The 14,547-nt window shown below is 42.8% G+C and carries 15 protein-coding genes; all 15 read right to left on the minus strand.

The window, feature by feature from the left end:
- Positions 1-37: 37 nt before the first annotated feature.
- Entirely contained in the window at positions 38-1,537 is a 1,500-nt protein-coding gene (locus tag ACWNM1_RS28815; protein ID WP_449603668.1) for a serine/threonine protein kinase, read from the minus strand.
- Positions 1,538-1,654: 117 nt separating this feature from the next.
- Complete coding sequence (locus ACWNM1_RS28820; RefSeq protein WP_449603669.1) at positions 1,655-2,722, minus strand: SAM-dependent methyltransferase; 1,068 nt, start codon at positions 2,720-2,722, stop codon at positions 1,655-1,657.
- Positions 2,719-3,501 carry an ABC transporter ATP-binding protein gene (locus ACWNM1_RS28825; protein WP_449603678.1) on the minus strand — a complete coding sequence of 261 codons (783 nt, stop codon included), beginning with the start codon at positions 3,499-3,501 and terminating at the stop codon, positions 2,719-2,721. Before ACWNM1_RS28825 ends, ACWNM1_RS28820 begins: the two co-directional genes overlap by 4 nt.
- Positions 3,501-3,824, minus strand: a complete 324-nt coding sequence (locus ACWNM1_RS28830) for a thioredoxin family protein (protein ID WP_449603670.1) — start codon at positions 3,822-3,824, stop codon at positions 3,501-3,503. The genes ACWNM1_RS28825 and ACWNM1_RS28830 overlap by 1 nt, the downstream gene beginning before the upstream one ends.
- Positions 3,821-4,165 carry a cyclic-phosphate processing receiver domain-containing protein gene (locus tag ACWNM1_RS28835; protein WP_449603671.1) on the minus strand — a complete coding sequence of 115 codons (345 nt, stop codon included), beginning with the start codon at positions 4,163-4,165 and terminating at the stop codon, positions 3,821-3,823. The genes ACWNM1_RS28830 and ACWNM1_RS28835 overlap by 4 nt, the downstream gene beginning before the upstream one ends.
- A gap of 2 nt (positions 4,166-4,167) precedes the next feature.
- On the minus strand, positions 4,168-5,025 hold the full coding sequence (locus ACWNM1_RS28840; protein WP_449603679.1) for a deoxyribonuclease IV: 858 nt from the start codon (positions 5,023-5,025) through the stop codon (positions 4,168-4,170).
- Complete coding sequence (locus tag ACWNM1_RS28845) at positions 5,015-5,830, minus strand: Fpg/Nei family DNA glycosylase (protein ID WP_449603672.1); 816 nt, start codon at positions 5,828-5,830, stop codon at positions 5,015-5,017. Before ACWNM1_RS28845 ends, ACWNM1_RS28840 begins: the two co-directional genes overlap by 11 nt.
- A gap of 46 nt (positions 5,831-5,876) precedes the next feature.
- A complete protein-coding gene (locus ACWNM1_RS28850; protein WP_449603673.1) occupies positions 5,877-6,665 on the minus strand; it encodes an HAD-IIA family hydrolase in 789 nt (262 codons plus the stop codon).
- Between the two features lie 283 nt (positions 6,666-6,948).
- Entirely contained in the window at positions 6,949-7,896 is a 948-nt protein-coding gene (gene rnz / locus ACWNM1_RS28855; protein WP_449603674.1) for a ribonuclease Z, read from the minus strand.
- A 144-nt stretch (positions 7,897-8,040) separates the two neighbouring features.
- Complete coding sequence (gene metH / locus ACWNM1_RS28860) at positions 8,041-11,418, minus strand: methionine synthase (RefSeq protein ID WP_449603680.1); 3,378 nt, start codon at positions 11,416-11,418, stop codon at positions 8,041-8,043.
- Positions 11,419-11,592: 174 nt separating this feature from the next.
- Positions 11,593-12,024: a FixH family protein gene (locus ACWNM1_RS28865; RefSeq protein ID WP_449603675.1), complete on the minus strand. Its 432-nt coding sequence runs from the start codon at positions 12,022-12,024 to the stop codon at positions 11,593-11,595.
- 262 nt (positions 12,025-12,286) lie between these two features.
- Positions 12,287-13,072, minus strand: coding sequence for an HAD family hydrolase (locus tag ACWNM1_RS28870; RefSeq protein ID WP_449603676.1), 786 nt, complete (start codon positions 13,070-13,072; stop codon positions 12,287-12,289).
- A gap of 33 nt (positions 13,073-13,105) precedes the next feature.
- On the minus strand, positions 13,106-13,633 hold the full coding sequence (locus ACWNM1_RS28875; RefSeq protein WP_149647306.1) for a hypothetical protein: 528 nt from the start codon (positions 13,631-13,633) through the stop codon (positions 13,106-13,108).
- A 49-nt stretch (positions 13,634-13,682) separates the two neighbouring features.
- Positions 13,683-13,892: a DUF896 domain-containing protein gene (locus ACWNM1_RS28880; protein ID WP_042188845.1), complete on the minus strand. Its 210-nt coding sequence runs from the start codon at positions 13,890-13,892 to the stop codon at positions 13,683-13,685.
- Positions 13,893-14,001: 109 nt separating this feature from the next.
- The gene (locus tag ACWNM1_RS28885) at positions 14,002-14,415 is read right to left on the minus strand and encodes a LysM peptidoglycan-binding domain-containing protein (RefSeq protein WP_449603677.1); all 414 of its coding nucleotides are present in this window, start codon (positions 14,413-14,415) and stop codon (positions 14,002-14,004) included.
- Between the last annotated feature and the right edge of the window lie 132 nt (positions 14,416-14,547).

Here is a 14,547-nt window from a genome sequence, read left to right on the forward strand (position 1 = left end):
GTTGAGTGAAAAGAGGAAGCGTAGAAAACCGCTTTATTCAGCCTTTCTTTTGAAAAAATCTACGGCTTTTCCCCTTACTGGTTACATCTAAAACTCCCTCAAACATTTCATTGATCACTTCTACCAGCTTCCCCTTAGGCTTGAATGGATCTTGCTGAAAAGGTAGTCCATAAATCTTATCTGTACCCATAGCGGTTTGCAATAGTTGTACAGTTGAGCGTTCTGCGAGTGGTAACCCCATCCTCCAATTCGTTTCAGGCTGTAACCTTTTACGCCTAAGCCACACTAGTAAATCTTCGAGTCGCCAATCTGCACCAGAAGTAATTAGAATCGGCATATCGCTATATTTGAACTCATCAAGCGCCCCTTCATATTCCCCAACGCCAAGATCCAACACAACAAATTGATAATCCCCTCTCAGTAAATCAGCCATTTTTCCGTGAATAGGACGTTTCCAGTAATGCACCCCTTTCCATGAAAAAGCAGATATCTCATCCTTGGATGCAACAGTTGTAATCTGTGTATGTAACATGCTGCGAATGCGTTCATAAACCGATGAATCAGGAGAATAATCAACCCATGCAGTTACCCCCTTCTGTGCAAGTAAGCTACTCACTGCGAATGAAGTATGTGTTGTTCCAAGACCTGAAGCAACTCCGAGTATTGCAATGACTATCGCTTTTCGCTTTTCTAGAGAATGTGGGACTGAAATAGTAAAATCATTTCCACTATCCATTTCGGATTCCACACGAATTAGCGCCTGTAGAACTGCTTCTGCATTCTGATAACGCTCTTCAGCGTGATGTCGTAATAAGCGTCTTATGATTGGAATAATGCCAGCTGGCATATGGTTATAAAGCCTACTCTCCATTCCAAACTCCCATTGACTACATTGCCCTCCAGTTGCCATATAGAGAATTAATGCTCCTAGTCCATATAAATCGGATACCGGCTGACTCTGCCCACTTCCATATTGCTCAGGTGCCGCGAAGCCAACCGTACCAAGCTTAACCGTATCTTCAGAGATACCGTGTTTGTAGCTTCGTGCGATCCCAAAGTCAATTAACATCAGTTCTTTTTGCAGTGTCAACATGATATTTGAAGGCTTTAGATCACGATAGATAATCGGTGGTTGATGACTATGCAGATATTGAAGGACTTCTAAAAGCTGTTTAGCCGCCTGAATGATGAAGTCACTTGGCAAAGGTCCAGGATTATCCTTCATTAGCTGACTCAAGCTCACACCTTCAATATAGTCCATGATTAAATAGGAATACCCTTCCCGATCTGGAAGATAGAAATCAACAATACGCGGCAATCGTGGGTGGTCTAGTGTAATTAACATATCGGCTTCCGCTTGGATGTCAGAATGTAGCTCATCTAAGCATAAGCTTTCTTTTACAGCCCATCGTTTACCCTTTAGACGCAAATCATCCGCAAGATAAACAATACTCATTCCACCTGAACCAATCAGGTCCGTAATTTTGTATCTGTCATCAATAACCTGTCCAATCTTAAGCTTCGTTTCAAAATACAAACTAACTCCCCCTTTTCGCAAAAAAAAGAGAAAGCTTCCGCCATTAACGTTTTTACCGTAATATACGGTCACGTTAATAACGGGATGCTTTCCCTTAGTATTTAGAATATGTTTGATTTAGTACTTAATCATATAAAGTGTAATTTCATCACGATTATGGAATAGCTGCTTTGCACGCTGAATCTGCATGCGCTCCCCTTCAAACATCGCAATAATTTCTTTGATCATCGCAAGTGGTTTCTTATGCATCAGCTTTACGGTCACAATGGCTGTTCCACCCGGTGACAAGCTGTGTAGCAGCCCGGTTACAAGCTTCGCCATCAGCTTAGGACTCCAGCTCATATCGCACACGAGCAGATCAAATTCATTGTCCCGGAATTTTACTTCTCCTGCGTTTTTACGAAGGATTTTCAAGCCCGGATAATTACGAAGGGACTCATGCATTAACGCAGGATCAACAGCGGTAACCTTCATTCCACGTTCCAGTAAGAAAGAAGTCCACCCACCTGGAGAAGCACCAATATCTAACGCATTTCGGAAACTGTAAAAAGGAATATCAAACTCCTTCTCGGCTTCCATTAGTTTGAACTTGGCACGTGAGATTTGTCCATCTTCCTTACGGAAACGGATGGCACCGCCATTCCAGCTAGATAAATTAGCTTCTGGTCTGGACACACCTGCATATAAGGCATTCCCGTCTGCGTAGACTGAAATAACCCAGGCTGGATCTTGGACAGTAAATTCTGCGCCTAAGCTCTGCAATTGCTCTTGGAGCCATTCACGAAGTTCTCCTGGACTGTCCTGCCAGAAGGAAGGATCACCTTTACGAACGTTCAGGGATACCTTCTCACCCTCAAGCTCAGTATGGCGACTTAAATACACCGCCAAACGCTGTAGAGATTCCATGGTTCCTTCATCCTGAAACTGAACAGGCTGTATATGACGCAGGAAAATGGGAAGATTCTGTGTGAGTAGGCGCGTTACTTCCTCTGGTTCAGATTGCAATGTAGCCAGAAAGATTTCTCCTGGTAGTAACAAGGTACTCTTCACAGCACCGAATAAACGGCGAAGCTCTTCTTGCGCATAAGGCGCAAATCCGTGATTAGCTGTACAAATATATCGGGAATACACTTCTTCTTCCGGAGCAATGTTCTGCTCTTCGTTATCTTGTCTTAAATCGTTCAAATCGTTTTGCCTCCAGGTCTAATTTTAATCCAGGGACGACCGCTATCCCATTCAACATCAACAGGAATATCATAGGTGGCCAAGATCATTTCTTTCGTTAATACTTCTTCTTTCGGTCCAGATCCAGCTAGCTTACCCTCACGGATTAATGCAACATGCGTGAAAAGCGGGACAATTTCTTCCACATGGTGAGTTACGTATACTACAGAAACATTACGCTGTCTAAGTTTGTCTATTTCAGCCAGCATTTTTTCCCTTTCATATAGATCAAGGCCGGCACATGGCTCATCCATAATTAATAGCTTAGGGTCAGCCATAAGACATCTTGCCAGCATAGCTTTTTTACGTTCCCCCTGTGACAAGGTCCCAAAAGGATGAAATGCCATATTGCCTAGATTCATATCTTCCAGCATGCTGATTGCTTTCTCTTTTACTTCGGAGGGGATCGTCTCGTAGAAACGCAAATAAGCGTAAGCACCTGTTGCTACGACCTCCCACACCGGATCATTTAATGACATCTTTTCCATCAAGGAAGGCCCGATATAGCCAATTTCTTTACGAACCTCACGTATATCACATTGTCCATATTTAAAACCCAGCACTTCTACCGTCCCTTTGCTAGGAAACAAATAACCAGTCATCATCTCTAAAATTGTGGTTTTACCGGAGCCATTCCGTCCCAAAATGACCCAGTTTTCACCTTCTTTAACTTTTAGCGACACATCGTCCAAGATTAAACTTTCTTCTCTGCGGAGAGATAAATGTTGTAATGAAATGATTATGATATAACACTCCTTATGTATTCCAGTACTCGCTCAACTGAAACCATGGAATAATAAACTTCCGGATCATCTTCCCGTTCTGCAGAAGCTATAAGTAGTGCGGGAACGCTCGTAATACGATATTGTTGTACCAAATTCGGCAGCATGTTCACATTACCTGCAACCATTTGAAGTTCAGCAGGCAATAGATGAGCCGCCACCTTTAACATCCGTTCAGCAGCCTTACAAGTACCGCACAGTGGAGTATGTAAGAATACTACAAGCGGTTCTCCTGAACTCTTGAGCGCCTCCAGTAATTCCACTTCATTCATTACCTTCATTTCAAGTTCGTCTCCTCAGCGATATCGCGAAGCTTATCTGAACTTAGGGGACCATTTACCAAAAGCATCCCCTCAGGTTTAGCAGTATATAAGATCTCATACATTTCTTTTCGCCCCCACAGACTGGAAGTGTGCAAATAGATTTCTCGGGGGAACAGCCCTTCCAGTACGATCCGTCTGGCAACTTCTCCGCCCGAATAATCACCTGGCCCCATATCGTAATCCAGTGATAAAATATCCACCTTGCACTCACGCAGCATTAGAAGACATTCTTCCGTCGAACGAGCCAGAGCGAACCCTTTAGGTACCTTTCGAAGATCATCCATATAGATATGAATCACAATTACGCCTCCGCTTCAAACCAACCACGCACAATGGCAATTTCTTTTCGGTGACTGCCATCCGCACCCTTCTCCGTTTCCATGACAACAGCTGAGCTTCGTAAAAGCTCGGAGGACAATAAGCTTTTCAGCCCCTGCTCTCCAATATGTCCTTGTCCGATTCCAGCATGTCTGTCGCGTCTTGAGTCGAAAGGAAACTTAGAATCATTTAAATGAACAGCAAAAAGATGTGGCCAAAATCCAAGATGCTCTCCTCGTTCAAGGAAGTCTTCCGTTCGCTCAGGGTTCCAGATACCAGCTGCGTAAGCGTGACAGGTGTCCAAACAAAATCCAATTTTCTCCGGAAATCGGCTAAGCTCTCGAACTTTCACGAGTTCTTCAAGTGTAATCCCTTCATTTCCATGGTTGCCCGCTTGATTCTCTATAAGCAGCTTAGTACGACCATCCCAGGACTGAAGCACATCATTCATACATTGTATAATATTTTGATAGCCTTGTAACGGCTCCATACCACCAAAATGTCCAAAATGAACAACGATGCCTATTGAACCACAAGCTTCTGCAATCTCTAGATCATTTAAGAGAGAGGCTACATAAACCTTTCGCGGAGTAACATCATCTACACCAGCCGCCATGTTAATCCCATAGGGTGTGTGAGCAATCGAAGCAATCCCTTTTTCTTGGCAAAAGAGAGCACAATCCCTCGTATCTCGTACATCTACCTGTTTAAGTTTTAAACTACGCGGATTTTTAGGAAAATATTGAAAGCATGTTGCACCGCTCTCCCAAGCGAATCGGGCAGCTCTCCCATATCCGCCGCGAATGCTAACATGTGCCCCTATTTTGGGGCTATTCGTCATGCTGACAGTTTGGGCAATAAAATACTTTGCGTCCAGACTGCTCTGTTTTGATGATCGTTCCCCCATCACGAAGACAAGGCTCGCCTTCACGATCATATACTTTACATTGATTATTATATGAACCTGTAACCGTATCCCCAGTCATAAACGGCATTTCCATGTACCCACCAATTTCAGTCGCCTCAGTCAGTACTTTTTGGATGCTCTCATAAAGACGAATTATAGATTCATATGTTAAATTCTGGACTTGTGTAGAAGGTAAAAGCCTAGCTTCAAAGGCAATCTCATCAGCATAGCAATTCCCGACTCCAGCCATCACATGCTGATTTACTAACAGGCTTTTGAGCGCACCTCTGCGTCCTTTTAATAATACAGTGAATCTTTCCAGCGTCATACGACGATCCAGCAGCTCAGGTCCAAGCTTACCCATTGTGGCTTCGCTTTCCTTCACCGACAGCAAATGTAGATATCCTAAGCGAAGTCCAATGAAGTAAAGGATATGATCTCCAAATGCGATTTCGACTTGTGTGTTACGATCCGGCCGTTCATCCTCCGTGCCATAAAAAAGTATTCCACCAAGCATCAAATGTAAAAGTAGTCTTCTTCCATCATGAAGATGAAACAAAATATACTTGGCACGCCGCTCAACAAAAACAACACGCGCACCGATCAATGCATTTCTAAAAGCTTCTGTTTCCATATTAATTGATTTTTCTCTGTTCACGATTACATCAGATATTGGCACATTTATAATATGCTGACTAAGCAGCTTTCTATAATTCTCCATTTCCGGCAATTCCGGCATAGCTCATCGTCCCTTCTAGGTTGGTGAAGTAATAAGATCCTAGCTATTATACACCGAGAAACGTTTTAAGTTCAGTTAAATCGGCACAAATTTCATCCGGTGAGATTCCGGTAAGGTTTTTATAGTAGTCAAGATTTTCTGCATTTGTTAATCCGGTAAATACAAGAACTGTACGACAGCCCGCATTTACTCCAGCTGCTATATCTGTACGCATATTATCACCGACAACCACTGCATGTTCAGGCTCGATACCAAGAAGATCTGTCGCAAATTTGATTAAATGGGATTCCGGTTTGCCAATCACTACCGGACTCACTCCACTAGCAGCCTCGATGGCTGCTCCGATCGTTCCTGCACCTGGCATAATGCCATCATCTGATGGCAGCATTAAGTCTGGGTTAGTGAGTACAAACTTTGCTCCACCCAGAATCCAGCGCGAAGCTTGCGAGAGCGACGTATAGTTGAAGGAGCGATCGATGCCTTGCAGTACATAATCGGGTGAGTCTGTGACGATGCGGAGCCCAGCTTCGGTACAAGCCACATGCAAACCCTCTTCTCCAAGTATCGCCACTGCAGCCCCAGGTGATTCCTCAGCTATGTAACGTGCGGCCGCCATTGATGAGGTACATACTTCCTCAGACTTCGCATCGATTCCCATTCCACATAAATGTGCAGCCACATTAGCCGCTGTACGTGATGAATTGTTGGTAACAAATAAAAAAGGAATGCCCGCTTCATGCAGACCTTTAATCAGTAAATCAGCACCAGGAATCATTTTATGCCCATGGTATAACGTACCATCTAAGTCAATCAATAATCCTTTGATCTGTTCCATTATAAATCCCTCTATTTCCATAAAAAATTAATTAATGTAATAAATTAATAATGGTATTAATAAACATTCAACCTAAGCCCAGCTTGGATTTAGAATGATTAATAATACTTTTTGTTTGGTGGTATTGTCCATTTATTTTCGGCAAGATTTCCAGCCATTCGTACCTCTTTCACGCTGTAATTACTTTAAATCTAACACACTACGTCGAATGAAATCGAACGAGAGACTCATTCAGCAATTTTTAGCATAGCACTGTCATTTCCTGCGCTTTCCCGGAAAATAATCATTTCCCCAATTGTCCGTTTTGTCTTCGATAAATTGGATATGTGCCGAATTCCTCCGCTAACAATGTCTCTGGAAAAATGAGCACAGCTTCTTCCAGCAAGGGAATCAACTCTTCAGACGAACTGTAACGAGAGCTGAAATGAGTCAACAATAGTTGGCCTGCATTGGCTTCCTTTGCTAGCTCTGCAGCTTGACGTGCTGTACTGTGATGGTATTGATACGCCATTTCTGCCAGATCATGAGCAAAGGTTGCTTCATGAACGATAAGGTCTGCATGAAGTGAGAGTTCTAAAGCTCCTGAACAAGGTCTTGTGTCTCCCAAGATCGTAATAATACGCCCTCTTTTAGGTTCTCTAACAACATCAGCAGCGCAGATACGAACACCGTCATCCGTTATAACATCTTCACCTTTTTTTAATTTTCCATATAACGGTCCAGGCTTTAAGCCATAACTCTTTAGTAATTCCGTATTGAGGCTCCCGGGACTATCCTTTTCCGTTACCCGGTAACCATAGCTATCAATACGATGCTCTAATAATGCTGCCTCCACTTTAAAACCATCATCCTCAAATACCGTTCCTCCTGTATGCTCGACAATCTCAATCTTGTATGGAATTCGGGATTGGCTCACAGCTAAGGATATATCTAAGTATGCCTTCAATCCAGGTGGACCATAAACCGTTAAAGGAGAAGTCCCTCCCTGATAACCACGACTAGATAATAAACCTGGAAGACCAAATAGATGATCTCCGTGTAAATGTGTAATAAATAGCTTTTCCAGCTTCCCTAGGCGAATCGGTGAGCGAAGAACCTGATGCTGAGTCCCTTCCCCGCAATCGAACATCCAAATGCTACGTCGTTCTTCCAGAAGTCTTAATGCAATCGACGTTACATTGCGTTGTATAGTTGGTACCCCTGCATTCGTACCTAAAAAATATAATTCCACCCTTTTTCCTCCCTTCGTCTTAATGGCTGAACAATCTCTTATCTATTCTAAACGTCCTTCTTCCAGCAAAAAACCCCCCAGTTACGGGAGGTTCCGCTGAAAGGGATACAATCCCCCTACAGACCGGGTGTATAAATGAAAGAATTACAGCTTCTCTACATTAAAATACTGCGCTTCTGGATGAGCGAATACCATCGCCGAAACGGAAGCCTCAGGCTCCATCATAAAGCCTTCTGTGAGGTGAACACCGATATCCTCCGGGGATAATAGCTTAAATAGAGGTCCCTGATCTTCCAGATCTGGGCATGCAGGATAACCAAAGGATACACGAATCCCTTGATATCTTGCTCCATGTCTTTGTTTCATGGTCATATCTGCAGGATCTGGGAAGCCCCATGTATCACGCATCATGTGATGAACACGCTCCGCTAATCCTTCTGCTACTTCCAGCGCTACAGATTGTAACGCATGTGAGCGTAAATAATCTCCATTATCCTTAAGGGCTGTAGAGAGCTCACGAACACCGTGTCCCGCTGTTACCACGAGGAATCCAACATAGTCCATCATTCCACTGTCACAGGGCTTCAAAAAGTCCGCTAGACAGAGATAAGGCTCAACACCTTGTCTCGGGAAAGTAAAGGTATGCAGAATCTCAGCTGTATTCTGTGGATTATACACGATAATATCGTTACCATTTGATTGTGCCGGAAAGAATTGATACATCGCATGAGGAGTAATTGTACCTTCCAGCATCGCTTGATGTAGAATATCATCGACAGTACCTTTCAACTCCACAGTCCGCTCATCACCAGCAGCTAATTGCGCCTCTACAGAACCTCGTATCCCCAGATGGTGACCGAGCAGCATTTGCATGTTCACATAAGGGATAATATGCCCCAATGGATAATTACGAATGACATGGCGCTCTAAATCGGGTGGAACAAATACAGGTGCATCTGGAGAAATTTTGGAGCGTACAGCTCTAGTCAGTGTAGGAAGCTCTTGCTTAGGAGCAACTGCCACTGCGGATTCTGCTTCCACTCGAATTTCCTCGGCAATTTTCTCCCGTTCAACAGGATTCATAAGCCGATTAGCAATATCGAGTCCATCCATAGCATCCTTAGCATATAATACCAGCCCATCATATTCCGGCCGGATACGTGTTTTGGTGAACTTGCGAGTCAAGGCAGCACCACCTACCATAATAGGCACATCAATCCCAGCCGTGCGTAGGTCTTGCGCAGTCAGCACCATCTGCTGTGCCGATTTTACGAGTAGTCCAGACAATCCGATCGCATCAGCTTTTTCACGACGAAACGCTTCGATAATGGTCTCAGGTGGTACTTTTATACCCAAATTAATGATCTGATAACCATTATTGGATAAGATGATCTCCACCAGGTTCTTACCTATATCATGCACGTCGCCTTTTACAGTTGCCAGCATGATCTTACCTTTTACCGATGTCTCATCCTTCTTCATAAACTGCTCTAAATGACCAACAGAAGCCTTCATCACCTCAGCGCTTTGCAGCACCTCAGCAACAATCAACTCATTATTATTAAACAGCCGTCCAACCTCTGACATCCCGGCCATTAGCGGGCCATTGATAATCTCCAAAGGTCCTGATTTGGTAAGCGCCTCATTAAGGTCTGGAATAAGCCCTTCTTTGGTGCCTTCAACTACATATGAAGCCAGACGTTCTTCTAGTGACAGGTTAGAAATTTTCTCTTTTTTCTCAACCTTTTTCCCTCGGAAGGCGGCTACAAAAGCAGCAAGTGTGTCGTCATTCGTATTATAAATTAATTCCTCCGCAAGACGACGGTCTTCAGCAGGAATAGACGCATAACGTTCTACCTTCTCGGTATTTACGATCGCATAATCCAATCCAGCCTTAGTGCACTCATAGAGGAATACTGAATTCAGCACTTCACGTCCTGCTTCTGGTAGTCCAAAGGAAACGTTGCTGATCCCCAAGATCGTATGAACACCTGGAAGTGCTTCTTTGATTAGACGAATCCCATCAATAGTTTCTTTAGCAGAGCCTATATATTGTTCATCCCCGGTTCCTACAGGGAACACAAGCGTGTCGAAAATAAGGTCTTCTCCAGCTAATCCGTATTTGTTCACTAGTAAGTCGTAGGAGCGTTTGGCAACTTCCAGTTTGTCTGTAGCCTTGATTGCTTGTCCTGTCTCATCAATTGTACCCACTACGATAGCTGCGCCATACTTATGAATCAATGGAGTGACCAGCTCAAATTTTTCTTCACCATCTTCAAGGTTAATGGAGTTAATTATCGCCTTACCTTGACAGTACTGTAATGCCAGATCAATAACCTTCGGATCGGTAGTATCGATCATCAAAGGAACTTTAACCTTTTTTACAACTAATTCTAGAAACAGCTTAATATCTTCAATCTCATCACGGTCCGGATCTTGTACGCAGACGTCGATAACTTGAGCACCACTCTTCACCTGTGCACGGGCAATTTCTGAGGCTTCCTCATATTTACCTTCGACGATAAGACGTTTAAACTTACGCGACCCTAATACATTCGTACGTTCACCAACCATGTATGGACGGTTGTCGTTCTCAATATAAATAGGTTCAATCCCAGAAAGTGCCGGTGGATGATTTCCTGCAAGCGGACGTGGAGGGAATTGTGAAAGTGCCTCCGACATAGCACGGATATGTTCCGGTGTCGTTCCGCAACAACCTCCGGCAATGTTGAGCCATCCCTTTTCTGCAAACGCAGCAATTTTACGCGCAAGAGAATCAGGAGATTCATGATAATGCCCATTCTCATCTGGCAGTCCAGCGTTCGGATAACAACTTACAGCTGCTGAAGAGATTGCAGAAAGTGAACGAATATGATCACGCATGAACTCTGGACCCGTCGCACAGTTCAAACCTATAGAGATAGGCTTCAGATGTTCTAAAGAAATATAGAAGGCTTCAATGTTCTGACCGGCAAGTGTGGTACCCATCGGCTCTATTGTTCCCGAAATCATTACTGGCAATTTGATACCCGTCTTCTCAAATGCATTTCGAATACCTATACTTCCTGCCTTCACGTTCAGAGTATCCTGAGAGGTCTCTAGCAATAACGCATCTACTTGACCATCAATCAATGCCACTGCCTGTTCCTCGTAGCTATCAACGAGCTCTTGGAAAGTGACACCTCCCGTAACCGAGAGTGTCTTTGTTGTAGGACCCATTGCACCTACAACATAGCGGGGACGATCTGGTGTATCATATTTATCAACGGCATTACGGGCTAGCTTTGCTGCAACCAGATTAATTTCACGAGCCCGCTGCGGAATATCATATTCAGCAAGTACAACAGACGTTGCACCAAATGTATTCGTTTCAATGAGATCAGCACCTGCTTCAAGATACTGTTCATGAATGGTCTGAATGACTTCTGGACGAGTTAATACTAGCATTTCATTACAGCCGTCCAATTCTTCCCCACCAAAATCCTCACCTGTCAGAGGCACCTGTTGGATCATTGTGCCCATTGCACCATCTAGAATTAATATTCTTTGTTGTAAGCTTTCCTCAAGTGTATATTTAGCCAACGTATAGTCCCCCCAGTAAAACATTAGAGTAAGTTTAGCAGAATAAAGGAATTTCGAAAAGCCTTCCTTTCCAATCTGCATTATCTGTAATCATAGGAATTGCTATTCTTTTATTTATGGTTTCACAGAGAGTTCTTTATTAGGCATAGAATGCTGAGTTCTAGCAGTTACGTGTGATGTAACAATGTATTGTCCTTCTTTCGCAAGTGTTCCCTCTGCTTGATAGATTCCATCACTGACTAGCTTCCCTTTAAATTCAATTTTCTGTTCACTATCATCTTTACTCACAATTTCGAACAGAACCTCTTTCGCATCATCTACTGCCAAGTTGTCTTGCGTCACCACTGCTTCAAAGGTCACCTTCTGATTTACAACAACCTCATCAGGATTCCAATTTAACTCCACCTTGATAGGTTCCATAGACATGTCCATGTTCATGTTCATATTATGTACGCCAGAATGTTTAGTTTGGTCTGATGAACATCCTCCCAATACTAAAAGTGTTGCACCTAATAATAAAGGAACTATTGTTCTTGAAATCTTCATTTAGATTCCTCCCAGTCGAATTGATTACTAAGAATCTACCAATTCATGTTATACATTCTCCATCTATTATACACATTATTATTGGTTTTTCAGTATTTCGCATCAATTCAGCTAAACTCTTGTGACTTAAATCATATACTAGAAACTCTCAACTAACATGCTAAATATGATGTAGATATAAAAAGACAGCAAGTCTCCTAGATACCTAGGAACTCACTGCCTTCTTAAAGCTTAAATGAATGAAAGCTTCTTCTACTCAATTTTATAAAGATTGGACTATTGAAAGAAGCTCTCCAAGATGTTTGATTTCATAATCCGGCTGAATTTCAGGATCTGGCAGTTTGCCTTTTCTATTAATCCAAACTGTAGTCAAACCTGTTGCCAGACCACCACGAATATCCGTTGTAAGCTTATCTCCGACCATAACTCCTTGCTCAGGTGCAATATCTAAAAGTTCTAGGGCATGCAGAAAAATTTCCTTATCCGGCTTTCCTTTGCCGAAGCTTCCAGAAATCACGATGTGATCAAAGAAAGGAACGATTTCAGGTACGCCATCTAGTTTCTCTTGTTGCAATGCAGGGCATCCATTAGTCAGAAGCAATAGCTTCACTTTCCCCTTCAGTTCTTCAAGCACCTGAATCGTTTCTTCATAGATGTAAGGTCGATTTCTACGCTCTGCTGCGAATTTGGCTGCTAATGTCTCAGCAAGAGCTTCGTCCTCTACACCAAGTTCTGCAAGACCACGACGCCATGCCTCTTTACGATATCCCGGTGCAAGCTGCTCCAATTGACGGAATTCCGGCTGTTCACCTGCAGTAAAGTTCCCCCAAAGTGCTTCAAACGGATTAATCCCTATCATCTTTGTAAACGGGTTCGTTTCGTAGGATTCATATAGTCCAATGGCTTCTTTACGCACCGCAAGTTCCAGTTCTTGTGGATCAATCGTATCCCCAGCGGCTTCACATGCAGAACGAAATGCTTCATTAACGCTCCGATCATCCCAGAGCAGTGTATCATCAAGGTCAAATAGTACGGCGGAAATTGGCATTACAGGTCTCCCTCTCCCATGGCTGGTTAATTTCTATTCGTGAACTACTTCAATTTGGTGAGCTTTTGCGAATGCTTCCAGTCGAGTCCCCATTGCATTGGTATCATAACGATTCATAAGTCTCGTAAAAATCCATTTCGTGCGTTTGCCTTTATGCTTAATTACAACAGCTCCACGCGAAAGGATGATTTTCTCAATATCAGAAGCTGGCAGATATCGTTCGCGGTTGAATTTTATAGTAGATAGTCTAGCATTCTCTACCTTCAAGTACGGACGTCGGAAGAACAGAAGTGCCGCTAGTAAGTAATACAAAACGACGCCTAGCCAGTTCATAAGCATACCATTACCTTTGGCCTGGTCCACTGAACCAACCATCCAAAACATAGTACCAAGCACTAATAACACTACTGGAAATGCAATGTTACGGCCTTTAAAAGTTTCACTGTTCTTACCAGGAGATTTAGATTTAGATGCGTAAATCGTTTCCTTCCCCTGTTTCTTTCTTTGCTTATTAATTTGCTGCGTGTTGCGTTGAACCATTCTTTCCCAAGAACGGGCCATATGCGTTCCCCCTAGTCATCCAGTAATATCTATGAAAAGGAACAAGGTGTTAATGCTTACGCCCCTTGTTACCTTGTTCATGCTCATCATTATCGACCAATTCAATCGTATTCAATTGTGCTCGGAAGTTATTGCGAATATTCCCCAAATAAATTTCACGAAGCTTGGCGCGTTCCGCCGTTTCCTCTTGATTAAGGCCTACGCTCTTCTGTTTGCGTGCCAATTCGTTAATACGCGCGACCAACTCATCAATATTCAAAACTTTCCCTCCCCTTATAAATTAATTCTAACTCTGCCATGAGAAAAAGAGCTTGTCAAGGTTTACTCCCTGCAAGCTCTTCATGTCCTCTTATTATGTTCTTAGAATATTAATATATAGGTAAAGTGAGAATATCCCCAGCATTAATCTGACTACCTTTAATGCCATTGAATTTTTTAATTCCTTCTATATATACAGCCGTCTTCATATCAGAAGGTTTATTCTCAAGAGCAATACTCCAAAGTGTATCTCCACGTTCAACCACTACGCGCTTCTCATCCTTCATTAAAGTAGTAGATCCTGCAAATACATTACCTACTACTGTAAGTCCTGATAGTACGAGCACGATGATCAATGTCAGTTTAATAACAAAATCTCTACGGAAAAAACGCATCAAGCCTTCAAGCAAAAGCTCTGTAATCTCTTTAATCTGAGCTGAATAACGGGTAATAGGATTATGTCCTAAAGATTCAACCACTGGGGCTTTATCGTAGATGCTTCGGTATGTACTGTATTTTAACATGAATATCATCCTCCAAACACTTGTTCTTACTTTTGAAATAATAATAACACGAACATGTGTTTTGTTCAATACTATTTTAGAACAATTGTTCTCTTTTTTTAGAGGTTAATATTTACCATATTCTTCATATAA

The sequence above is a fragment of the Paenibacillus sp. Marseille-Q9583 genome (genome assembly GCF_976954365.1).